General features: G+C 50.8%; 26 protein-coding genes and 1 tRNA gene. 23 read left to right on the plus strand and 4 right to left on the minus strand.

Translation table 11 applies throughout. The features are described 5' to 3' along the window. Positions 1–5 precede the first annotated feature (5 nt). From J4E05_RS01130 to J4E05_RS01140, 3 genes are all read left to right on the plus strand, one after another. Entirely contained in the window at positions 6–716 is a 711-nt protein-coding gene (locus J4E05_RS01130) for an ABC transporter ATP-binding protein (RefSeq protein WP_085592315.1), read from the plus strand. 11 nt (positions 717–727) lie between these two features. Next, positions 728–1,078 (plus strand): DUF6867 family protein, encoded by a 351-nt coding sequence (locus J4E05_RS01135; protein ID WP_349591785.1) that lies wholly within the window; start codon positions 728–730, stop codon positions 1,076–1,078. A 201-nt stretch (positions 1,079–1,279) separates the two neighbouring features. After that, positions 1,280–2,386: a branched-chain amino acid ABC transporter substrate-binding protein gene (locus J4E05_RS01140; protein WP_085592288.1), complete on the plus strand. Its 1,107-nt coding sequence runs from the start codon at positions 1,280–1,282 to the stop codon at positions 2,384–2,386. Positions 2,387–2,628: 242 nt separating this feature from the next. Here J4E05_RS01140 and J4E05_RS01145 read toward each other — a convergent pair whose 3' ends face one another. Then, positions 2,629–3,048, minus strand: a complete 420-nt coding sequence (locus J4E05_RS01145) for a Ros/MucR family transcriptional regulator (protein ID WP_085592286.1) — start codon at positions 3,046–3,048, stop codon at positions 2,629–2,631. A 451-nt stretch (positions 3,049–3,499) separates the two neighbouring features. Here J4E05_RS01145 and rpiB point away from each other — a divergent pair, with 451 nt between their 5' ends. The 9 genes from rpiB (at position 3,500) to thiL (ending at position 10,618) form a co-directional block, all read left to right on the plus strand. Further along, on the plus strand, positions 3,500–3,943 hold the full coding sequence (gene rpiB / locus J4E05_RS01150) for a ribose 5-phosphate isomerase B (protein ID WP_349591788.1): 444 nt from the start codon (positions 3,500–3,502) through the stop codon (positions 3,941–3,943). A gap of 72 nt (positions 3,944–4,015) precedes the next feature. Then, positions 4,016–5,290 carry a serine hydroxymethyltransferase gene (gene glyA / locus J4E05_RS01155; protein WP_085592282.1) on the plus strand — a complete coding sequence of 425 codons (1,275 nt, stop codon included), beginning with the start codon at positions 4,016–4,018 and terminating at the stop codon, positions 5,288–5,290. A gap of 28 nt (positions 5,291–5,318) precedes the next feature. Then, positions 5,319–5,789, plus strand: coding sequence for a transcriptional regulator NrdR (gene nrdR / locus J4E05_RS01160; RefSeq protein WP_085592280.1), 471 nt, complete (start codon positions 5,319–5,321; stop codon positions 5,787–5,789). Positions 5,790–5,791: 2 nt separating this feature from the next. Further along, the gene (ribD, locus tag J4E05_RS01165; RefSeq protein WP_349591791.1) at positions 5,792–6,919 is read left to right on the plus strand and encodes a bifunctional diaminohydroxyphosphoribosylaminopyrimidine deaminase/5-amino-6-(5-phosphoribosylamino)uracil reductase RibD; all 1,128 of its coding nucleotides are present in this window, start codon (positions 5,792–5,794) and stop codon (positions 6,917–6,919) included. Beyond that, entirely contained in the window at positions 6,919–7,506 is a 588-nt protein-coding gene (locus tag J4E05_RS01170; RefSeq protein WP_139835598.1) for a riboflavin synthase, read from the plus strand. The genes ribD and J4E05_RS01170 overlap by 1 nt, the downstream gene beginning before the upstream one ends. Positions 7,507–7,511: 5 nt before the next feature. Continuing rightward, the gene (gene ribB, locus J4E05_RS01175) at positions 7,512–8,672 is read left to right on the plus strand and encodes a 3,4-dihydroxy-2-butanone-4-phosphate synthase (protein WP_349591793.1); all 1,161 of its coding nucleotides are present in this window, start codon (positions 7,512–7,514) and stop codon (positions 8,670–8,672) included. After that, positions 8,669–9,139, plus strand: a complete 471-nt coding sequence (gene ribH, locus J4E05_RS01180) for a 6,7-dimethyl-8-ribityllumazine synthase (RefSeq protein ID WP_085592276.1) — start codon at positions 8,669–8,671, stop codon at positions 9,137–9,139. Before ribB ends, ribH begins: the two co-directional genes overlap by 4 nt. Then, a complete protein-coding gene (gene nusB / locus J4E05_RS01185; RefSeq protein WP_085592274.1) occupies positions 9,139–9,636 on the plus strand; it encodes a transcription antitermination factor NusB in 498 nt (165 codons plus the stop codon). Before ribH ends, nusB begins: the two co-directional genes overlap by 1 nt. 1 nt (position 9,637) lies before the next feature. Continuing rightward, entirely contained in the window at positions 9,638–10,618 is a 981-nt protein-coding gene (thiL, locus tag J4E05_RS01190; RefSeq protein ID WP_349591795.1) for a thiamine-phosphate kinase, read from the plus strand. Between the two features lie 36 nt (positions 10,619–10,654). On the opposite strand, the gene J4E05_RS01195 is transcribed toward thiL, so the two are convergent. Further along, on the minus strand, positions 10,655–11,107 hold the full coding sequence (locus J4E05_RS01195; RefSeq protein WP_085592270.1) for an outer membrane protein assembly factor BamE: 453 nt from the start codon (positions 11,105–11,107) through the stop codon (positions 10,655–10,657). A gap of 162 nt (positions 11,108–11,269) precedes the next feature. Between J4E05_RS01195 and J4E05_RS01200 the strand changes: the two genes are divergently transcribed. From J4E05_RS01200 to J4E05_RS01230, 7 genes are all read left to right on the plus strand, one after another. After that, the gene (locus tag J4E05_RS01200) at positions 11,270–11,821 is read left to right on the plus strand and encodes a ubiquinol-cytochrome C chaperone family protein (protein WP_085592268.1); all 552 of its coding nucleotides are present in this window, start codon (positions 11,270–11,272) and stop codon (positions 11,819–11,821) included. A gap of 25 nt (positions 11,822–11,846) precedes the next feature. Beyond that, entirely contained in the window at positions 11,847–12,419 is a 573-nt protein-coding gene (locus tag J4E05_RS01205; protein ID WP_349591798.1) for a YceD family protein, read from the plus strand. Positions 12,420–12,566: 147 nt separating this feature from the next. Then, positions 12,567–13,640 (plus strand): phosphate acyltransferase PlsX, encoded by a 1,074-nt coding sequence (gene plsX, locus J4E05_RS01210; protein ID WP_085592313.1) that lies wholly within the window; start codon positions 12,567–12,569, stop codon positions 13,638–13,640. A 40-nt stretch (positions 13,641–13,680) separates the two neighbouring features. Continuing rightward, complete coding sequence (locus tag J4E05_RS01215) at positions 13,681–14,652, plus strand: beta-ketoacyl-ACP synthase III (RefSeq protein WP_349591800.1); 972 nt, start codon at positions 13,681–13,683, stop codon at positions 14,650–14,652. A gap of 177 nt (positions 14,653–14,829) precedes the next feature. Beyond that, on the plus strand, positions 14,830–15,120 hold the full coding sequence (locus J4E05_RS01220; RefSeq protein ID WP_085583110.1) for an integration host factor subunit alpha: 291 nt from the start codon (positions 14,830–14,832) through the stop codon (positions 15,118–15,120). 19 nt (positions 15,121–15,139) lie between these two features. Next, positions 15,140–15,649: a MerR family transcriptional regulator gene (locus J4E05_RS01225; RefSeq protein WP_349591803.1), complete on the plus strand. Its 510-nt coding sequence runs from the start codon at positions 15,140–15,142 to the stop codon at positions 15,647–15,649. Between the two features lie 65 nt (positions 15,650–15,714). After that, positions 15,715–15,791: transfer RNA gene (locus J4E05_RS01230), tRNA-Pro, on the plus strand. Positions 15,792–15,927: 136 nt separating this feature from the next. Here the strand turns inward: J4E05_RS01230 and J4E05_RS01235 are convergent. Then, complete coding sequence (locus J4E05_RS01235; RefSeq protein WP_349591804.1) at positions 15,928–16,176, minus strand: hypothetical protein; 249 nt, start codon at positions 16,174–16,176, stop codon at positions 15,928–15,930. 54 nt (positions 16,177–16,230) lie between these two features. On the opposite strand from J4E05_RS01235, the gene cutA reads away from it, so the two are divergent. Continuing rightward, complete coding sequence (gene cutA, locus J4E05_RS01240) at positions 16,231–16,611, plus strand: divalent-cation tolerance protein CutA (protein ID WP_349591806.1); 381 nt, start codon at positions 16,231–16,233, stop codon at positions 16,609–16,611. 116 nt (positions 16,612–16,727) lie between these two features. Continuing rightward, a complete protein-coding gene (locus tag J4E05_RS01245; protein WP_085592259.1) occupies positions 16,728–17,288 on the plus strand; it encodes a septation protein A in 561 nt (186 codons plus the stop codon). An 81-nt stretch (positions 17,289–17,369) separates the two neighbouring features. Here J4E05_RS01245 and J4E05_RS01250 read toward each other — a convergent pair whose 3' ends face one another. Further along, positions 17,370–18,611, minus strand: coding sequence for a bifunctional 2-C-methyl-D-erythritol 4-phosphate cytidylyltransferase/2-C-methyl-D-erythritol 2,4-cyclodiphosphate synthase (locus J4E05_RS01250; protein ID WP_349591808.1), 1,242 nt, complete (start codon positions 18,609–18,611; stop codon positions 17,370–17,372). 114 nt (positions 18,612–18,725) lie between these two features. On the opposite strand from J4E05_RS01250, the gene J4E05_RS01255 reads away from it, so the two are divergent. Together J4E05_RS01255 and dusB are read left to right on the plus strand one after the other, a co-directional pair. Then, positions 18,726–19,532 carry a cytochrome C assembly family protein gene (locus tag J4E05_RS01255; protein WP_085592257.1) on the plus strand — a complete coding sequence of 269 codons (807 nt, stop codon included), beginning with the start codon at positions 18,726–18,728 and terminating at the stop codon, positions 19,530–19,532. A 115-nt stretch (positions 19,533–19,647) separates the two neighbouring features. Then, positions 19,648–20,655: a tRNA dihydrouridine synthase DusB gene (gene dusB / locus J4E05_RS01260; protein WP_349591810.1), complete on the plus strand. Its 1,008-nt coding sequence runs from the start codon at positions 19,648–19,650 to the stop codon at positions 20,653–20,655. Positions 20,656–20,670 lie beyond the last annotated feature (15 nt).

The following is a 20,670-nucleotide window of genomic DNA, read 5'->3' on the forward strand; positions in this document are numbered from 1 at the left end:
TGACCATGTTGAAGATTGAAGGTGTTCATACCTTCTACGGGAATATCGAAGCCCTCAAGGGCATTGATATGGAAGTCAATGAAGGGGAAATCGTTACCCTGATCGGTGCCAACGGTGCCGGTAAGACGACCCTTTTAATGACGTGCTGTGGCTCGCCACAGGTTTCCAAAGGCCGTATTTTGTTTGAAGGTACCGACATCAGCCGGATGCCGACGCATGATATTTGCCGCTTGGGAATTCAGCAATCCCCGGAAGGGCGGCGCATTTTCCCGCGCATGTCAGTTTTTGAAAATCTGCAAATGGGGGCCTGTACCCAGGACCCCAAGCATTTTGATTCAGACCTGGAAATGGTGTTTGATCTGTTTCCGCGTTTGAAAGAGCGTATCAACCAGCGTGCCGGTACGATGTCGGGTGGTGAACAGCAAATGCTGGCGATTGGTCGCGCCCTGATGGGCCGTCCACGTTTGCTGCTGCTTGATGAACCTTCTCTTGGTCTGGCACCATTGGTGGTAAAGCAGATTTTCGAAACCATCAAAAAAATCAACCGGGAAAACAAGGTTACGGTTTTTCTGGTTGAGCAAAATGCGTTCCATGCGCTGAAGCTGGCCCATCGTGGATACGTTATGGTGAATGGCAACATTACCATGTCGGGCGGCGGGGCCGAATTGCTGGCAAACCCTGAAGTACGCGCCGCGTATCTTGAAGGCGGACACTAGGAGATAGCGTTATGGAAGCAATTACAGGCACCAGCATTGGCGTTACCATTGGCATTACCATTATTTTGATGGGATTTTGCGCAATGATGACGGGGCAGGCGGTTGCCAACACCTGGCGGTCAATAAGCCAGCTGTTACCCTATGCCATCCTGCTGGGGTTCACAGACCGGTTTTTGGTATTTGCCCTTTTTGGCGGTGACCTTCTGTCCTTGTCGGGTTTTATTTTTGACACGGTTATTTTGTTTGCAATTGCCACAATTTCATTTCGGATTGTCCGGGTGAACAAGATGCTGTCCCAGTATCCGTGGTTGTATGAACGTGTTAGCCCGTTTGGCTACCGTTCGCGTGAAGGTGTCGAATAACGTGTATTGCTTTGCCAATGCTGCGTTGCAGCTAATTTGTTGGCGAAGCACGGATTTGTACTATTGCACACCCCAAACGGGATGCTAGAGTACGAGGAGCGGAAACCGGTAAATGGGGAAAAAACCAGGCCGGTTTCGGGTCCTAAAAGATGGTTCTGGCATGGTGTCGGAACCAACCTTTGGAACAGGGAGACTTCTCTTATGTCGAAAACCAAGCTTGGCCTTCTGGCAACTGCATCTGCGCTTGTCCTGTCAATGGGGGCGGCAAAGGCTGACATTACCATTGCGACTGTTGGTCCGATGACCGGTCCTTATGCTGCTTTTGGTGAACAGATGCGTCAGGGTGCATCCAAGGCGGTTGAAGATATCAACGCTGCCGGTGGTGTTAACGGTGAAAAGCTGGTTCTGGAAATCGGCGATGATGCTTGCGATCCGAAGCAGGCTGTTGCTGTCGCCAACCAGTTGGTTAGCAAGGATGTTGCTCTTGTTGCTGGTCACTTCTGCTCGGGTTCTTCTATCCCGGCATCAGAAGTCTACAACGAAGAAGGCATCATTCAGATTTCTCCGGCTTCGACCAACCCGCAACTGACTGATCGTGGCCTGGATAACGTATTTCGCGTTTGTGGCCGTGATGACCAGCAGGGTGAAGTTGCCGGTAAATATCTTGCAGAACATTTTGGCGACAAACGTATCGCCATCGTTCACGACAAACAGGCCTATTCAAAAGGTCTCGCTGACGAAACCAAGAAAAACCTGAACGCTGCCGGCGTTGAAGAAGTGATGTATGAAGCCATCACCCCGGGTGAAAAAGACTATTCAGCTTTGGTGACCAAGCTGAAATCTGAAAATGTTGATGTGCTGTATTATGGTGGTTACCACACCGAGCTGGGCCTGATCGTTCGTCAGATGCGTGCCCAGGGTATGGACACCCAGGCAATTTCCGGGGATGCGCTGAACTCGCTTGAATACTGGTCCATCACGGGTGATGCCGGTGCGGGCACCATGTTCACCGCCGGTCCGGCTCTTGAAAAAGATCCGCGCAACGCTGACCTCGTCAAATACTTCGAAGGTAAAGGCTACAAGCCGGAAGGTTATACCCTTTACACCTACGGTGCGATCCAGGCTTGGGCACAGGCTGTGACCAAAGCCGGTTCGACCGACTTTGAAGCCGTTACCAAGGAACTTAAAAGTGGCGATAGCTTCGACACCGTTCTGGGTTCGATCTCGTTCGACTCCAAGGGTGACGTTGCAGCACCGGGTTACGTTTTCTATAAGTGGGAAAACGGCAGCTACGATTACGCTGACTAAAATATCCTGATCTTGTGATCATGATGGGGCCCGGTACATTTTTGTGCCGGGCCTTTTTTATGATTTTCATGTTTGAGCCAGGCCGGACAGAACCTGTTTTATCAACTGGTGTCAAAGTTGGGGGCGGGTAAGGCTAAATTTGCCTTGGTTATCTTTTGGGTAAATAAAAAGGTGCCTCCTGTTTTCGGGGCACCTTTTTGTACAACATGCAGCGCACTACTGCGGCGCGCAGTTTGTTGTTATTAATCTACTTTACGGCCAAGGCCGATTTTTTTGGCAAATTGCGACCGCTGTTTTGCATAGTTTGGCGCAACCATTGGATAGTCTGCCGCCAAACCCCATTTTGCCCGATATTCTTCGGGGGTCATATTATAGGTGGTCCGAAGGTGGCGTTTCAGCATTTTCAACTTTTTGCCGTCTTCCAGGCAAATGATGTAATCATCACCGATAGATTTGCGGATCGGAACAGCGGGTTTAAGCGGTTCTTCTTCTTCAATTTCTTCAACACCGCGCAAATCTTCAAGCGATCTGAAAGTCGTTGTAATCAGCTCTGGTAACTGTGTTGCCGCCAGCGCATTGTTGCTGACATATGCTGAAACGATATCGACCGTCATCTGTAACAGTTCGTCGCGATCAAAGGCGTCATCATTTACGTCATTCATTTTTTCTTATGTCCTTGAACCTGTTCCCAACGGCTACAAGAATTGTAGCCCAAAGAGCATATAATCAACATTCTCGTTTGTTCAATATTAGCGAATTAATTTGAGTCAAACGCCGTTTTTTATACTTAACAAATAACATCTGATCAAACAAACGTACAGTAGTATAGTTTGAAAAGGTAACCAAGCGTTTAACATGTTATTTTGCAGAGAATTTTTTGTTCAGTAGTTGAAAATCGATCCGATGTTTCCAGTATTTATTTCGTAAGCAATGAAAATGTTGATTAACTATTTCAGATATTGTCGTTGTTGTATGATCGTCATAGTAGAGATTGAGGGCAGCGTGCGTTGCATGGCAGAACTCGCAAGGCAGGTGCGACTGCGCGTTGGCACAGCGATAGTGATGTGCTAAAAGGCGCTCAAATTTCCTTGCTGTTTGAAAAGGGCGCAAAAAATGTCGGCCAAAACCATTGCGATTGCTGCCGATCATGGCGGTATTGACCTTAAAGCACTAATCGTTAAACAACTGTCGGATCAGGGATATAACGTGCTTGACCTTGGCACGGATGGCGCGTCGTCTGTCGATTACCCGGATTTTGCCTATGCTGTATGCAAAACCATTATTGATGGCAAGGCAGAAAGCGGCATTCTCGTTTGCGGATCGGGCATTGGCATGAGCATTGCGGCTAACCGTTATCCGGAAATTCGTGCAGCGCTAGTACATGACCGTCTGTCTACCCAGCTTTGCCGTCAGCATAACAATGCTAACGTTCTGTGCCTTGGCGCACGCCTTTTAGGTGTTGCGACGGCTCAGGATTGTGTCGATGCATTTGTTTCGACCGAATTTGAAGGTGGGCGTCATCAGGGGCGCATCGACAAGCTTTCGGCACCGCAATAATTCAATTTGCCTCATGGCACGAACCAGGGCTTTCGGGCTCTTTTATTTCCCGTTTTATCGAAAGGCTTTCGAATGTCTTTTAGCGGCTTTTTTTCTACCGGTCTTGCTGACGCGGACCCGGCACTGTTCAAGTCCATTTCTGATGAACTGGACCGTCAGAAAAACCAGATCGAACTGATTGCGTCGGAAAACATTGTTTCCAAAGCCGTCATGGAAGCCCAGGGTTCTGTTCTGACCAACAAATACGCCGAAGGTTATCCTTCACGCCGTTATTACGGTGGTTGCGAATTTGTAGATGTTGCCGAAGAACTGGCCATTAACCGCGCCAAGGAACTGTTTGGTTGCGAATATGTCAATGTGCAGCCCCATTCGGGCGCGCAGGCAAATGGTGCTGTAATGCTGGCATTGTTGCAGCCTGGTGATACCGTGTTGGGCATGTCGCTTGATGCGGGTGGCCACTTGACCCACGGCGCACGGCCGGCATTGTCGGGCAAATGGTTTAATGCCATCCAGTATGGTGTGCGCGAACAGGATTACCTGATCGATTATGACGATGTGGAAGCGCTTGCCGTTGAACATAACCCAAAGCTGATCATTGCCGGTGGTTCTGCCATTCCGCGCCAGATTGATTTTAAGCGTTTTCGTGAAATTGCCGACAAGGTCGGTGCTTATCTGATGGTGGATATGGCGCATTTTGCGGGGCTGGTTGCCGGTGGCGTGCATCCAAGCCCGCTGCCTTATGCTGACATTGTTACGACGACAACGCACAAAACCCTGCGTGGTCCTCGTGGTGGTATGATCCTGTCGAACAATCTTGAAATTGGTAAAAAAATCAATTCGGCTGTTTTTCCTGGTTTGCAGGGCGGCCCTTTGATGCACGTTATTGCTGCCAAGGCCGTTGCATTTGGTGAAGCATTGCGCCCTGAATTCAAGGCATATGCACAGCAGGTTATTGATAATGCCCGCGCACTGGCTGACGTTTTGCAGTCCCGTGGCTTTAACATCGTTACCAATGGTACCGATACACACCTGATGCTGGTTGACCTGCGCCCCAAAAGCCTAAAGGGCAATGTGGCGGATGTCGCGCTGGAACGGGCAGGGATTACGTGTAACAAAAACGGCATCCCGTTTGATACTGAAAAGCCGACTGTTACGTCAGGTATTCGTCTGGGCACCCCGGCCGGAACCACCCGTGGCTTCGGTGTTGAAGAATTCAAGCTGATCGGCAAACTGATTGCAGATGTTCTTGATGCGCTGGTGGACCAGCCGGAAGGCAATGCAGAAGTCGAAGCATCGGTTCGGGCCCAGGTTCAGGATTTGTGCAACAAATTCCCGATCTACAGCTGATTTCTCTGAAATATAGCGAGAATAGATAATGCGCTGCCCGTTTTGTAGTCACGACGATACCCAGGTAAAGGATTCTCGTCCGACCGAGGAAAATCACGCCATTCGCCGGCGTCGGTTTTGCCCGGCCTGTGGATCGCGATTTACCACGTTTGAACGCGTTCAATTGCGGGAATTGATGGTGGTGAAAAAAGACGGGCAGCGCGAATTGTTTGATCGGGACAAGCTGGCACGGTCTATTTTTCTGGCGTGTCGCAAACGGCCGATTGAAGATGAACGGGTGGAAAAAGCCCTGAACGGTATTCAACGCCGTTTGGAAAGCAGTGGTGAAAGCGATATTACCACCGACACCATCGGTGAAATCGTGATGGAGGCGCTTCATGCCCTCGATCAGGTTGCCTATGTGCGGTATGCTTCTGTTTATAAGGATTTCTGCGAAGCTCGTGACTTCGAGGAATTCGTTGAAAACATGCAAGATAGTGACGATTCTTCGGATAAATGACCATGGCGGGTTCAAGCTTTAGCGATGATGACCGGCATTTTATGCGGGTCGCCCTAAGTCTGTCTCGCCGGGGGCTGGGAAATGTATGGCCCAATCCTGCTGTTGGCTGTGTGCTGGTTTCAAAAAGTGGCAACATTGTTGGGCGTGGCTGGACCAAGCCTGGTGGCCGCCCGCACGCAGAAAGGGTGGCACTGGATCAGGCCGGGACGAACGCGGCAGGCGCCACGGCGTATGTCACACTTGAACCCTGTAGTCATTTTGGCAAATCTCCTCCGTGTGTTCTCGGGTTGATTGAGGGTGGTGTTTCCCGTGTTGTCAGTGCCCTTGAGGATCCCGACCCGCGGGTTTCTGGCCGTGGGCATCAAATGTTGCAAGACGCCGGAATAAGTGTTGATACCGGTTTGATGGCCGAAGCTGCGCGTTATCACAATGCCGGTTTTTTATCGCGGATCATGCATGATCGGCCTTTGATTACGTTGAAACTGGCGGGAAGCCTTGATGGCAGGTCGAGCCTTGCCAATGGTAAAAGCCAATGGATTACCGGGAGCAGGGCGCGGCAGCAAGGCCACTGGTTTCGCGCTAATCATGATGCGATCATGATCGGCGCAGATACGGCGATTGCCGACAACCCCGACCTGCGATGCAGGATTGCCGGTCGGCAGAATAGTTCGCCCGTTCGTATTGTGCTTGATCGTCAGGCGAAAGTTTCTGCCGAATGTATTTTGGCCCAAACCGCCGACGAAACCCCGACCTGGGTGGTTGTCGACCTGCAATACCTGGCAAAAGCCCGAGAAGTTTTTTCAAAAACAGCGGTAAAAGTGCTCTCGGCCCGATGCATAGACGGGCATTTCGACCTACATAACGTATTGCATATTCTGGCTGAACAAGGACTTACCCGTGTTCTTGTCGAGAGTGGTGGCAGACTTGCTGCCGCACTTTTGCAAAAACAGGTGGTAGACCGTGTCGTACATTTTCAGGCACCTGGTATTATCGGCGCTGATGGTAAGGGAATTGTTGGCGACATGCATTTGCAAGACCTGACGCAGATGTATCGGTTTTCGCGTCACCGTGTTGAGAATGTCGGTCAGGATTTAATGATAAGCTATGAAAAAATAACGGATAAATCATAATGTTCACAGGTATCATCACAGATATCGGTACGGTTCGAAAAATTGAAAAACGTGGCGATACGCGGTTTGAGTTCAATACAGCCTTTGATACGGCCAAAATTGACCTTGGGGCTTCAATTGCGTGCAATGGTGCCTGTATGACCGTTGTGGAAAAAGATGCGGGCTGGTTTGCCATCGAGGCATCGGCGGAAAGTCTGTCGTTAACCACCCTTGGTGATCTGGTTGTTGGCGGACGGCTTAATCTTGAGCAATCCTTGCGCATGGGTGACGAACTGGGTGGCCATATTGTTTCGGGACATGTGGATGGTGTCGCCATTCTGACGGCCATGCATCCCGAAGGTGATTCGATGCGCATGACATTTGAGCTGCCTGAAGAGTTTGGGCGCTATGTGGCACGTAAAGGTTCCATTACACTTGATGGGGTGTCGCTAACGGTTAACGAGGTAAACGGCAATTCGTTCGGCATTAACGTGATTTCGCATACCCGGAACAATACGACGCTGGGCGGACGCAAAATTGGTGATCGGTTCAATTTTGAAATCGATATGCTGGCACGTTATGTCGCACGCATGGTCGGAAAGGACTGATCAAAATGCCGCATCGTTATTTGTCACCGATTGAGGACGTTATTGAAGAAGCCCGAAACGGGCGGATGTTTATTCTGGTTGATGACCAAGACCGCGAAAATGAGGGTGACCTTGTTATTCCTGCGCAAATGGCGACCCCGGATGCCATTAATTTTATGGCAACACATGGGCGCGGTCTGATTTGTCTGGCACTGGAGTCTGCCCGGTGTGACCATTTGGGGCTTTCCCTGATGACGGCCAGCAATGGCACCCGGCACGAAACAGCATTTACCGTTTCGATCGAGGCAAAAACCGGCGTTACCACGGGTATTTCCGCACCAGATCGTGCGCGGACCATTTCCGTTGCGATTGACCCGGCTGCAGACCGCCACGAAATAGTGACGCCGGGGCATGTTTTTCCGCTGCGCGCGCGTAATGGTGGTGTTCTGGTACGTGCGGGACATACCGAGGCATCGGTCGATATCGCCAGGCTGGCGGGATTAAACCCGTCCGGGGTGATTTGCGAGATCATGAATGACAAAGGCGAAATGGCCCGTTTGCCGGAGCTGGTGGAATTTGCGAAAAAACATGATCTGAAAATAGCGCAGATTGCCGATTTGATTCGCTATCGGCGTAAGCATGAAAAAGTTGTTCAATGCAAGGCGACAACCCGGATTGACAGCGTTCATGGTGGGGCGTTTGATTTGCATCTTTTCGTCAATACGCTTAATTACGCCGAGCATATCGCCCTGACCAAAGGCGATATTGGCGATGGAAAACCGGTTTTAACCCGCGTTCATGCCTTGAATGTGCTTGATGATGTCCTGGGGGACCGCCAAACCGGTCGAGGCGGAGAGCTGCACGCCGCAATGAATGCCATTGCCGAGGAAGGCAGGGGTGTTATTGTTCTTATTCGCGAAGCACGGGCCAACAGCCTTTCAAATGCGGTTGCCGGAATTATTGATCATCACGGTGGTGATGGTTCGGCGCTAAGGGACGACGTTAGCGACGCAGACTCGGTCGAACCGGACTTGCGCGATTACGGTGTTGGTGCGCAAATATTGCATGATTTGGGGGTGCGAGACATGATTCTGCTGTCAAACACCAAACGTCACATCGTAGGGCTTGACGGATTTGGTCTTAATCTGGTTGATCAGCGTCCGCTTTGCGTCTCGGAGGTAAAATGAAAAGCAGTAGTTCCCCGCACATCCTGATTGTTGATGCGCCATATTATACCCATATCGTCGAAGATCTGGTCAAAGGGGCTGCCAGCACGCTTGAAGCGGGTGGGGCAACATGGGACCGTTTGTCGGTAAGTGGTGCCTTTGAGGTGCCGATTGCCATCCGTTATGCAGTGCAATCGATGAACGAACTCGCAACCGGGCCGCGTTATGATGGATACTTGGCGCTTGGTTGTGTTATTCGCGGCGAGACAACGCATTATGAACATATTTGCAACGAAGCCAATCGTGCCCTAATGCAGTTGTGCCTTGATAATTGCCTGGCAATTGGAAATGGCATTTTGACCGTTGAAAATGAAGCCCAGGCGCTTGCGCGCGCGCGTGCAGACGAAAAGAACAAAGGCGGCGAGGCTGCGACGGCAGTTTTGCGCATGATCGAAGTTCAAAACCATTTTGGAATACATCACAAGTAATGACCGACAAATCCAAACCTTCAATCGCCCAACGGCGTAGTGCTGCCCGTTTTGCTGCTATTCAGGCGCTGTATCAGGCCGATGTGTCGCAAGTCGCGGCCGGGCGTGTTGTTCAGGAATATTCCGAATTCCGGCTTGATGGCCTGGGTCAGCGCGATATTGACGAGCCAAACGAAAATCTTATCGATCCTGATCGCGGTTTTTTCGCCGATCTGGTTCAGGGCGTGGAAAATCGCCTGCCTGATATCGACGGCCTGATAGACGGGGCCCTGGAAAAAGGCTGGACGGTTAAACGTCTTGAATCCGTTTTGCGCAGCATCATGCGTGCAGGCACCTATGAACTTATGATGCGTGAGGATGTTCCGATGCGCGTCGTGATTACCGAATATGTTGATGCGGCCCATTCATTTTTTGATGAAAATGAACCTCGCCTGGTCAATGCGGTTCTGGACCGTATTGGCAAAGCTTTGCGTCCGCTAGAGGCCAACAAGGATTGATATGGCAAAGCGGTCGGGTGAATTTGAACTGATCGCGCGTTATTTTACGCCTATTGCCAGCCGTTCGGCGGCATCGTTGGGGTTAACCGATGATGCCGCCATTTTCAGTCAGACACCAGGGACCGATAACGTCGTAACTTGCGATGCGCTGGTTGCTGATGTGCATTTTCGTGCCGAAGATGATCCTGCAACTGTTGCGCGCAAGGTTTTGCGGGTTAATTTGTCTGATCTTGCGGCAATGGGTGCGCGGCCGGTCGGGGTTGTACTGGCGGCGGGGTATAATCGTGATCTTCCCGAAGAATGGATTGTCGCCTTTGCCAGGGCTTTTGGCGAAGACTGCCTTCATTGGCAGGTCGATTTGCTGGGCGGTGATACGGTATCGACTCCTGGCCCAACATTCTTCAGTTTAACGGCACTGGGCGAAATCGCCCCGGGGAGCGCGTTAAAGCGTGATCAGGCGCGTCCGGGTGACGTGGTTGCGGTAACCGGAACGCTGGGCGATTCTGCTTTGGGTCTGGCAGTATTACAAAACAGGCTGGATCTGAAAAACAGATCGCATCGCGCTTTTTTAACAGACCGCTACTGGGTGCCACAGCCGCGGCTGGACATTGGCATGAATGCGGCGGCATTGGAAACACGCCTGGCCGCAATGGATATTTCAGATGGTCTTGCTGGTGATATTCGTAAAATTGCCGGGGCATCGGGCGTTGGGATGATTTTACAACAAAACCTAATACCGCTGTCAGACAGTGCCAGGGCCGCTGTTTTGCAGGATTCCGGGAACTGGCAAAGTATTTTGGCTGGCGGTGATGATTATGAATTATTGCTGTGTGGTCCGGCTACGCAAATCGCCCGGCTGGGGGCTGATGTAACCGTGATCGGGACTGTTACCGATCGTGTCGATACTATCTTAATGCAGGACCTGAATGGCAAAATGGCCGAACTCACCAAAGGCGGGTTCGACCATTTTTCAAATACATAATCAGGATAGTTAAACTGTTTTGTAGGGGCGCGCCGATTATTTTTCGGTATCGGTAAAGCGGCCAAGGTTACCAAACAGCTGTTGCAGGATCGTCAGTTCGCGGCCCGCTGTCGGCGTAACCCGATCCGTTGGTTCAACCGGTTTGCCATCTTCAAGATGATACTGTTTGACCAGATCAACGCGGTTGGCAGTATCAAAACTGATAACAACCACTTCCTGCTTGGTGACGTCAGGTTTAAAGAAAGCAAGGGTTTCAACCTGACGCGAGATGTAGAGCCAGACATTCGGGTCAAACGTCGCGATGCTTGAGGGGGTCCCAAGAAGATCGGTCACATCGCCTTTGGTTGACTGACCAATTTTAATTTGATCCAGGTCTTCTGGTTCGGGCAAATTACCACGATTGGCAATTTGCGGGCTGCACGCAGCCAGCCACGCGGCGGTGAAACCGGTGATAACGATAAAGGTGAAGCGCTTTATTCTTGAATGCATTGAACCCACCGGAACGATCCGCTTGTTAACGTCTTAAATGAATTGCCTTGAGTTTCAGCGCGGGGCGCATGATATTGCCGGGCAATAAACGGGACACAGCGCCCCAGGAAATTTAGGGCATTCTGCTTGCCATGGCGCGAATGTCAACGAAGGAGTGGTAAGTTGTTTGGCTGGTTAACAAAAAAAGGCAAAATTCATGATGCGGCCTTTGCATTATATACGGCTTTGGTAACCCAGGCGCGCCAGCCGGCTTTTTATGTGCAAGGGGGCGTTGCCGATACAAAAGAAGGCCGTTTTGACCTGATTTTGGTTCATGCCTTTATGTTGTTTCGCCGATTGAAAAGCAGCCCTGCACAAAAAGAACTTGCCCAGCAGGTCTTTGACGTGATGTTTGCGGACCTGGATCAGAATATGCGCGAAATGGGAATTGGGGATGTTGGAATCCTGAAACGTATTCGCAAAATGTCGGAATCCTATCACGGACGCATCGTTGCCTATGAAGAAGGCGTTGGTGCCGGGGAATCCACGCTGGCGGCAGCACTGGATCGTAACCTGTTTGCCGATACCAATGTTACGAGCGGGCAAATTGCTGCCATGACGTCATATATTTATGCCTCGATCGATCATCTTGCCACTTTGGGCGATGCCGAGTTGATGCGGGGTGAAGTTTCTTTTCCGGCACCGCCATATGAATATGATGCGACCGGACTGTAAAAACCGAAAACAAAAGAGCTTACCTATGTCTGATAATCTGACGCCGGAATTTTCCCGCATTGTTAAAGTGCAGGAACTGACCGCAAAAAAGACGACCATTGAAATTGATGCCAGTGCAGCAGAGCGGGCAGCCCTGGCTGACCGGTTTGAGCTGGCAAGTATTGAAAAACTGGTTGCCAAACTGACCGTGCAACTGGCCGGCAACGGCGAAGTAACAGTGCGTGGCCCACTGCACGCTGAAATTACACAGCGGTGTGTGGTTACACTGGATCCCGTTCCTGAAGTTGTTGATGACGAGATCGAGGTGCTTTATTCACCCCATGTTAGTGAAGACAGCTTGCCATCAACTGCGGATGACCTTGAAGGGTTAAGTGAAGACGAGCTGATGGCTCTTTTGGATCAGCCAGAACCCCTTACGGATGGTATTGTCGATCTTGGTGAAGTAGCGGCCCAGTTTTTGGCAATTTCGATGGATCCGTATCCGCGCAAGGAAGGCGTTGATATCGAGGAATTTGTCGAGGAAGAAGAGCCCGAAGAAAAGCCAAATCCGTTTGCAAAACTCGCCGGTCTTAAAGATAAGCTGGAAAACAAGAACTAGGCATTCTTATGCTTTACCTTGTGCCGAACCGGAATTTCCGGTAATTACGGGCTTTCCGGGCGTATCTCGCTGAACCGCGGCGCAAACCGGTTTCGCGGCGGTTACGTTTTCCTGCATAAATGTTTAAAACAACGACAAGAGAATACATTGCCTGAACAGGTTCGCATTTCACTTGACGCGATGGGGGGAGACCACGCGCCCGACATGGTCGTCGCGGGGGCAGAAATCGCGCTTAAACGTATGCCGCATCTAAAATTTTTAATGTATGGCGATGAAACGCGGATCAAACCGCTTTTGGACAATTGCCCTGAATTGGCAGCTGTAACCGAAATTCGCCATGCATCCCAGGAAGTCACGATGGACGACAAGCCCTCTGTGGCTTTGCGTCAGCGTCGGGACTCCAGCATGCGGCTGGCTATCAATGCGGTTAAGGAAGGCGAGGCACAGGGGGTTGTGTCGGCCGGAAATACGGGTGCTTTGATGGCAATGGCCAAGTTTGTTTTGAAAACCTTGCCCGGCATCGACCGACCGGCCATTGCGACTTATATGCCGACCCAGCGTGGTGAAACCATCATGCTGGATTTGGGCGCCAATATTGAATGCAATGAAGACAACCTTGTTCAATTTGCCCTGCTGGGCGAAGTTTTTGCCCGGGTTTTGTTTGGTATTGAAAAACCGTCAGTCGGGTTGCTCAATGTCGGTATTGAGGAACTCAAGGGCAATGAATCGGTAAAAAAGGCCGCGTCGATTTTACGCGAAATTAACCTGCCGATCCAGTTTGCCGGTTTCGTTGAAGGTGATGATCTGGCCAAGGGCACGGTAGACGTTATTGTTACGGACGGGTTTACCGGCAATGTCGCCCTGAAAACTGCGGAAGGAACCGCGCGGTTGCTGGTGCATTTCCTGCGTGAAACGTTCCGCAGTTCATTTTGGGCCAAGATCGGTTATCTGTTGGCCCGCCGTTCGCTACAGCGGTTTCGGGAACGGATGGACCCGCGCCGGTATAATGGCGCCATGCTGCTAGGCTTGAATGGTATTGCCGTCAAAAGCCATGGCGGCACGGATGCACTTGGGTTTTCCAATGCTATTGGTGTTTGCCATGATCTGATTGCCAATCGATTGAATGATACGATAAAGGCAGAAATCGCATCGTTCGAGGCGGAAATGTCAAAGACCCAGGCCGACGAGGCCGACGTTTTGCCAACAGGCACCGCACAATAATCCCTTCGTTTAAACTTTCCTATATTGGCAGTTCCTTATCATGACAGTTCGTTCACGCATCATCGGTTGCGGTTCCTACCTTCCTTCGACAGTCCTGACCAATGAAGAATTATCCCGGCGCGTAGATACGACTGATGAATGGATTGTGGCACGAACGGGTATCCGCCAGCGCCATATTGCCGCCAAAGACGAAATGACCAGTGATCTTGCATACCATGCTGCTGTGCAGGCTATGGCACATGCCAATGTCACCGCGGCCGATATCGATATGATTATTGTTGCAACGGCGACGCCTGATAACACGTTCCCGGCAACAGCAACCAAGATTCAGCAGCGGTTGGGGGTAACAGGCTTTGCCTTTGATATGCAGGCGGTATGCTCGGGCTTTATTTATGCTCTGACCACCGCGGATATGTATATCCGCAACCGTCAGGCAAAAACGGTGCTGGTTATCGGGGCAGAAACGTTTTCGCGTATTCTTGATTGGGAAGACCGCAGCACCTGCGTTTTGTTTGGTGACGGGGCGGGTGCTGTTATTGTACAGGCCCACGAAGGGACCGGCACTGTCGAAGATCAGGGCATTCTGGCGTCGCGTCTGCATTCAGATGGCAGCAAATATGAATTGCTGCATGTTGATGGCGGGCCGTCGTCAACGCAAACGGTTGGTCACCTGCGCATGGAAGGCCGCGAAGTTTTTCGCCATGCCGTTACCAACCTTGCATCGGTTATTCGCGAAGTTCTTGATGATACAGGTATTACCGCCGACCAGATTAACTGGCTGGTACCCCATCAGGCCAATCAGCGTATTCTTGATGGTACGGCGCGCAAGTTTGGTATTTCGCCCGACCGCGTGGTGGTGACGGTAGATCGTCACGCCAATACATCGGCGGCGTCAATTCCGCTTGCGTTAAGTGAAGCCGTGCATGATGGTCGTATTAAGCGTGGCGATATTGTTGTTCTGGAAGCAATGGGTGGCGGTTTCACCTGGGGCGCGTCGCTGGTGCGCTGGTAAGATTTGTTGATTTTAGCTTGAAAAATTGTTCATTTTGGTAAAAATTATTGAGAATCAATGATTTGGCCTAAAAAGTGCAACTTTCCGCCACAATCGCGTGTATCCTATTGATATTGACTGGTTTAGCCACCAACTATAACCTTGTGTTCATTGCCCTGTTATGAGGAGGCGGTCTGCATGTCGGAAACAACGGTTACCCGCGCCGATCTAGCCGAAGCGGTCTATCAGGAAGTCGGCCTTTCGCGTAACGAATCTGCCCAGTTGCTGGAAACAGTTCTTGATGAAATTTCTGGTGCGTTGATTCGGGATGAAGTTGTAAAAATATCGTCGTTCGGTAGTTTTTCTGTCCGCAGCAAGGGGGAACGGATTGGCCGAAACCCCAAAACGGGCGAAGAAGTACCGATATTGCCGCGTAAAGTGTTGGTTTTCCGGCCATCACAGGTTCTTAAATCGCGCATTAACGCATAATTACGAATAAGCGCGATCAATGAAAAATGAACTGGGGGAAACGGCGAAAAATCGCCGTACCATAAAATCTGACTCTGCTTTCAGGACAATTAGCGAGGCTGCAACCGAATTAGGGTTGCAGCAACACGTTTTGCGTTTTTGGGAACAGAAATTTCCACAAATCAAACCCATGAAACGGGCAGGGGGCCGACGTTATTATCGGCCTGATGATATCGAATTCCTGCAAGGTATTCGCGCACTTTTGCATGATCAGGGTTACACCATTAAAGGTGTGCAGAAACTGATTGCACAAAATGGCGGTACTTTGCCTGAAGGGGCGTCGTCATTTCCGTTGGTTGAAAATAATCCGACAGATGAGCAGCGTCCTGCGAGCGTGGAAACGTCACCATTGGCTGATAATGCTGATGTTGCTTTGGATTCTGCCAACGCAGGCATTGATCGGGATGCACTTGTGAACCTTCTGGGTGAATTGGAAGGTCTTCAATCGCTTTTGCGGACAGCACTTGAGAAAGTGCAAAAAAATCCATAAAAATCATTTGCGTCTTGGGCGTGGCAGGGCTATGTATCTGTCCGCGCCGCAAGGTGCACATCGGTCGGAGCGTGGCGCAGCCTGGTAGCGCACCTGCATGGGGTGCAGGGGGTCGGAGGTTCGAATCCTCTCGCTCCGACCAATATCTTTCTGAACTATCATTACGTATCAATGGCCTGCCCAAGATCTCGGGGCGGGTTTTTTTTTATGTTCAAATTAACCGGAACATTGGCCGTCAAATGTAACGATCATTCATTTTCCGGGATAATGGCAACACTTTATGGTGCGTCCCCTTTGGCGATCTTGCATCCGGCCTGTGTAAGTTTACACACCAGCCAATCAGGCTTTAACGGATTGGCAAACCATGGCTCAGCCCAGCCATGCCTGATGCAGGCCTGCACGGTTTTAGCAGGTATCTGGCGGCCATTTTCATCAAACAGGGGCAATTTACCACCGGGTTGGGTCAATCCGCGCTGAAGCCAGTGATATTGACTGTTGGTCGGTTTTGCAGCCTTGGAGGAGGGCATGTTAAACTTCCCTGTTCCGCTTGATTGTAAGTCGTACGATCTTTGCTGGCGTCTATGACAAAAGTTTCGCTGATATTTGAAACAGGAGCAACCGGCATGGCGAGTTTGCCCGAAAAAACCGATGATATAGTCATTCTCTACGTTACCGTACCTGACATTGAATGTGGGAAGGATATTGCCCGGTCAGCCGTTGGTCGGAAACTGGCGGCATGTGGCAACATATTCCCGGTCATGACAGCCATTTACGAATGGGAAGGTGTCGTGGAGGAAGGGGACGAAGCTGTATTGCTATTGAAGACCAGACAGGGGACGGCTGAACGTTTGATGGATTTCATCATTGAAAGACATCCTTATGATACGCCATGTGTTATGGAACTGCCATTAGGGCGCATAAATGATGGTTACGCAGCATGGTTGCTGGCCCAGGTTCAATAACTAACAGTCTAACAATAAAAAGTGACGGCCTGTGAGCCGGAACCCGGGAAGACGGATGTTGCGCTAAACCGGTTGCCCCCCTAGGATGGGGCCAAATTGACAAAAGAAGTGACACGATGAATCATTTAACCAAACTGGTCCTGGAAATGGGCCCGCTGGTCCTGTTTTTTGCGGTAAACGCAATTACCCACGATCTGATGAGCGCAACACTTGTGTTTGTTGTCGCCACCATTGTCGCGTTGTCGGTGTCCTTTTTAATTAATCGAACCATTCCGGTTATGCCGCTGATTGGCGGGGTGTTTGTGATCGTGTTTGGTGGTTTGACGCTGTATTTGCAGGATGACCTGTTCATCAAGATCAAGCCGACAATTGTAAATCTGATGTTTGCGGCTATTTTGTTTGGCGGCCTTGTTGCCGGGAAACTGTTTTTGAAACTTGTTCTCGAAAGCGCATTTCGCGCATCGGATGAAGGCTGGCGGATTTTGACATGGCGCTGGGGCCTGTTTTTTATTGCTCTGGCCATTGCCAACGAAATCGTCTGGCGTAATTTCAGTACCGACTTTTGGGTCGCTTTCAAGGTATGGGGCGTTACGCCAATTACTTTGCTGTTCGGATTTGCTCAGGTGCCTGTGATTCTGAAATACCAGTTGCCTGAAGAAGACGGTGCAGAAGCCTGATATTATAAGTGTTTTAGCGTAATGCATAAAGGCGGACCCTTGGGCCCGCCTTTTGTTTTTTATAACTCTGCCGAAGTGCGATCACGATAGTATGAATGGCAGGGCGATGCTGGCACTTGCCTGTGCGGCAATGCCTTCCTCGCGACCGGTAAAGCCTAATCGTTCCGACGTGGTTGCCTTGATATTTACCCTATCGACGTCAATTTCGAGGATATCGGCAACAGCCTGGCGCATTGCTGCGGTATGCGGGCCGATTTTAGGGCGCTCGCAAATCAGCGTCACATCAACATTTACAATTCGGCCGCCACGGCCCGCCACCAGTCTTGCGGCGTGTTTTAAAAACTGGTCGGATGCGGCCCCTTTCCATTGCGGGTCGCTGGGCGGGAAATGCTGGCCGATGTCGCCTGCTGCAATGGCACCAAGAATGGCATCCGTTAAAGCGTGCAGGCCAACATCGGCATCCGAATGTCCCTCCAGACGGGCGCTATGGGGCACCGAAATGCCACATAACATGCAGGCATCGCCCGGGGCAAAGCGATGTACGTCAAATCCGGTCCCAGTGCGAAATTCTTCGGAAGTCGTGTCGGGCATATTCCTGGTCTCCTGCTCGGGGCGGGGATGCGATAGTGTGGTTTGGTTATTGGTGAAATGTTCGCTCATGCGCGATAAATCGTTCTGGCGGGTGATTTTATCGTTTTGATCGCTTCCCGTAACGCATTTAACCGGAATGCCAAGCTGTTCTAGCAGGCTGGCATCGTCGGTCATTTCCTGGCCTTCAAACTGTTCATGGGCATCAAGAATAGTTTGAAAATTGAAACCTTGTGGGGTTTGTGCCCGCATAAGGGTTTCGCGCGGAATGGTCCGGCTGATATTGCCGTGCGGGTCACATTGCTTGATCGTATCGGCTACCGGGATACCCGGTATGGCACCGGCATGATCAAGAAGGGCGGCAAATACCCGATTGATAACTTCTGAATCAATGCCAGGGCGGGCGGCGTCGTGGATCAGAACATGATCCGGTGTCCCATTTTTAAGGGCGCGCAAACCATTTAGAACTGATTGTTGGCGCGTATGTCCACCACTGACCGCCGGGCATAGGCCTGCATGATGTATCAGGTCGCCGATGGCGGCCTCAAGATACAAATGATGGTCGACATTATAGACCACCTGAATTTGACCTGGAGGGCAAATGTGCATAAACGCTTCAACGCAATGGCGTAAAAGGGGTTTATTCCCTATCTGATGATATTGTTTTGGAAGCGGATCACCAAATCTGCTACCGCTACCGGCAGCAACGATGACAACCGAGATTTTTTTGTTCATAAACGATATGCGCTCACATGTATAAAGTGAGCCACAAGCTATCTTTCCGGGCCGGGTTTGCCAAGTCGGCAAATTGGCTGTTTTATTGCCCGTAACCATTCTGGACGTCCGTGTATGATCGCCACTGCCATCCACATTCTTTCCCTGCTGCCGTTGACAGCCCAGATTTTACGTCGCGAACCGCAACGTGACCTTTGGTTATATGGCTCTATCGCGCTGGGTATTATCGGAACAATTGCTGTTTTAAGCCTGACGGGTGAGGCGGTGCAATCACGCGGGTTTTCATCGGCTTTGCACTGGTCCGAACTGACGGTGTTATTTGCATTTGGTGGCATGGCAGGTTGTGATACCCGCCAGCAGGTCTGGCGGCTGGCCGGGTATGTCGGGGCATATTTGCTGTTGTTTGGTGGCGTCGCCGGTGTGTTTGAATCCATTGATGGGGCGGCACCCGGGCAGGTGGAAGAACAGGTCTTATATTCAGCGTGGCTTTGGGTGCATATTGGAACGTCGCTGGTTACCTATGCACTGGTAACAATTGCGGCCATTGCGGCAATGGCCTATGTCGTGCAGGAAAATGCCCTGAAAAATCGTCGTCCTACCCGCTGGAGCCGACGCTTACCCCCGCTGCGAGACAGTGAGCAGATGCTGGTCAGTTATTTGAAATGGTCGGCATGGGTGCTGGTTATTGGCATTGTAACCGGTTTTGCCTTGCGACAGGTAGAAGGCACATCCTTGTGGACGGTTGATCATAAAATGCTGCTGACCTTGCTGGGCTTTGCTGTCATTTGTGTGTTGATCTGGATTCATGAACGTTCAAGTCTGCGCGGGCGAATGGCTGTGCGGTTCGTGTTGGGGGCATGGCTTCTTTTAACGCTTGCTTTTCCCGGTGTGCGTTTTGTCACGGTTTATTTGTTGGGGTAACTTTCCTTTCAAATCAGCATTAACCCGCAATCCTTTAACTGTATCGCTTAGAGTTGTTGCACTCTGCGTTCAGTTTCATTAATCTGCCCAAGTTTTAGGCAATTGGAATATCTTCATGTCGTTGCAGATCGGGTCTGTCAGTGTGCCGGAAAATGTTGTTCTGGCACCGATGTCGGGTGTTACCGACCTTCCATTTCGTCAACAGGTGCGCCGGTTTGGCGATTATCTTGTCGTGTCGGAAATGATTGCGTCTGATGCCATGACCCGCATTCAGCAACATCAAAAAGAAGTGCGTAAAATGCACGGCGATTGTGCAGCCGAAAGCCCGCTTTCCGTGCAACTGGCCGGGACTGACCCTGACGAGATGGCCGAAGCCGCCCGGATGAATGAAGCCCGGGGTGCCATGATTATTGATATCAATATGGGGTGCCCTGCCAAAAAAGTGACCAAAGGTTACGCCGGGTCCGCCTTGATGCGCCAGGAAAAGCTGGCCGCTGACATTATGGAAGCCACGGTTAAGGCGGTCACAGTACCTGTTACGCTTAAAATGCGTCTTGGTTGGGACGATGATGATCGTAACGCACCACGATTAGGCAGGATAGCCGAGGATCTGGGCATTCAAATGCTGACGATACACGGCCGCACACGATGCCAGTTCTATAAGGGGCAGGCCGATTGGGATGCGATTGGTGATGTGAAATCGGCTGTGCGTATTCCGGTAATTGGCAATGGTGATATTCAAAGTGAAGAAGATGCCGCCGAGCTTTTGCGCCGGTCCGGTGCCGATGGGGTTATGATAGGCCGTGGCGCACAAGGGCGACCGTGGTTTTTAAAACAGGTGTCACATTATCTTAAAACCGGATCAAAGCTGCCTGCGCCATCACTGGAACAGCAACTTGAAACCATTTTGGCTCATTATGACGCTATTATTGACCATCATGGACACGTGCCGGGATACCGGATCGCGCGCAAGCATTTGGGGTGGTATTGCAATGGTTTGCGTGACGCGACGGAATTTCGCCGCACCGTTAATGTGCTAGATGATCCGGTACAGGTAAAAGATGCCATTCGCGCCTTTTACGAACCAAAAATTGAAACCGAATTACAGGAATGCGCGGCATAAGCCGAACAGCATTAC

The organism is Thalassospira sp. NFXS8 (assembly GCF_040148805.1).
Taxonomy (GTDB): domain Bacteria; phylum Pseudomonadota; class Alphaproteobacteria; order Rhodospirillales; family Thalassospiraceae; genus Thalassospira.

Excerpts from the sequence above, each read along its gene's own strand:
- ribH (WP_085592276.1), top strand. The coding sequence starts at position 8,669 with ATGAAAAGCAGTAGTTCCCCGCACATCCTGATTGTTGATGCGCCATAT.
- J4E05_RS01220 (WP_085583110.1), top strand. The coding sequence starts at position 14,830 with ATGTCGGAAACAACGGTTACCCGCGCCGATCTAGCCGAAGCGGTCTAT.
- thiL (WP_349591795.1), top strand. The coding sequence starts at position 9,638 with ATGGCAAAGCGGTCGGGTGAATTTGAACTGATCGCGCGTTATTTTACG.
- J4E05_RS01255 (WP_085592257.1), top strand. The coding sequence starts at position 18,726 with ATGATCGCCACTGCCATCCACATTCTTTCCCTGCTGCCGTTGACAGCC.
- J4E05_RS01195 (WP_085592270.1), bottom strand. The coding sequence starts at position 11,107 with ATGCATTCAAGAATAAAGCGCTTCACCTTTATCGTTATCACCGGTTTC.
- glyA (WP_085592282.1), top strand. The coding sequence starts at position 4,016 with ATGTCTTTTAGCGGCTTTTTTTCTACCGGTCTTGCTGACGCGGACCCG.
- J4E05_RS01205 (WP_349591798.1), top strand. The coding sequence starts at position 11,847 with ATGTCTGATAATCTGACGCCGGAATTTTCCCGCATTGTTAAAGTGCAG.
- J4E05_RS01225 (WP_349591803.1), top strand. The coding sequence starts at position 15,140 with ATGAAAAATGAACTGGGGGAAACGGCGAAAAATCGCCGTACCATAAAA.
- J4E05_RS01135 (WP_349591785.1), top strand. The coding sequence starts at position 728 with ATGGAAGCAATTACAGGCACCAGCATTGGCGTTACCATTGGCATTACC.
- ribD (WP_349591791.1), top strand. The coding sequence starts at position 5,792 with ATGGCGGGTTCAAGCTTTAGCGATGATGACCGGCATTTTATGCGGGTC.
- J4E05_RS01145 (WP_085592286.1), bottom strand. The coding sequence starts at position 3,048 with ATGAATGACGTAAATGATGACGCCTTTGATCGCGACGAACTGTTACAG.
- J4E05_RS01140 (WP_085592288.1), top strand. The coding sequence starts at position 1,280 with ATGTCGAAAACCAAGCTTGGCCTTCTGGCAACTGCATCTGCGCTTGTC.
- J4E05_RS01235 (WP_349591804.1), bottom strand. The coding sequence starts at position 16,176 with ATGCCCTCCTCCAAGGCTGCAAAACCGACCAACAGTCAATATCACTGG.
- J4E05_RS01245 (WP_085592259.1), top strand. The coding sequence starts at position 16,728 with ATGAATCATTTAACCAAACTGGTCCTGGAAATGGGCCCGCTGGTCCTG.
- J4E05_RS01130 (WP_085592315.1), top strand. The coding sequence starts at position 6 with ATGTTGAAGATTGAAGGTGTTCATACCTTCTACGGGAATATCGAAGCC.
- J4E05_RS01250 (WP_349591808.1), bottom strand. The coding sequence starts at position 18,611 with ATGAACAAAAAAATCTCGGTTGTCATCGTTGCTGCCGGTAGCGGTAGC.
- J4E05_RS01170 (WP_139835598.1), top strand. The coding sequence starts at position 6,919 with ATGTTCACAGGTATCATCACAGATATCGGTACGGTTCGAAAAATTGAA.
- cutA (WP_349591806.1), top strand. The coding sequence starts at position 16,231 with ATGACAAAAGTTTCGCTGATATTTGAAACAGGAGCAACCGGCATGGCG.
- dusB (WP_349591810.1), top strand. The coding sequence starts at position 19,648 with ATGTCGTTGCAGATCGGGTCTGTCAGTGTGCCGGAAAATGTTGTTCTG.
- ribB (WP_349591793.1), top strand. The coding sequence starts at position 7,512 with ATGCCGCATCGTTATTTGTCACCGATTGAGGACGTTATTGAAGAAGCC.
- J4E05_RS01215 (WP_349591800.1), top strand. The coding sequence starts at position 13,681 with ATGACAGTTCGTTCACGCATCATCGGTTGCGGTTCCTACCTTCCTTCG.
- nusB (WP_085592274.1), top strand. The coding sequence starts at position 9,139 with ATGACCGACAAATCCAAACCTTCAATCGCCCAACGGCGTAGTGCTGCC.
- nrdR (WP_085592280.1), top strand. The coding sequence starts at position 5,319 with ATGCGCTGCCCGTTTTGTAGTCACGACGATACCCAGGTAAAGGATTCT.
- rpiB (WP_349591788.1), top strand. The coding sequence starts at position 3,500 with ATGTCGGCCAAAACCATTGCGATTGCTGCCGATCATGGCGGTATTGAC.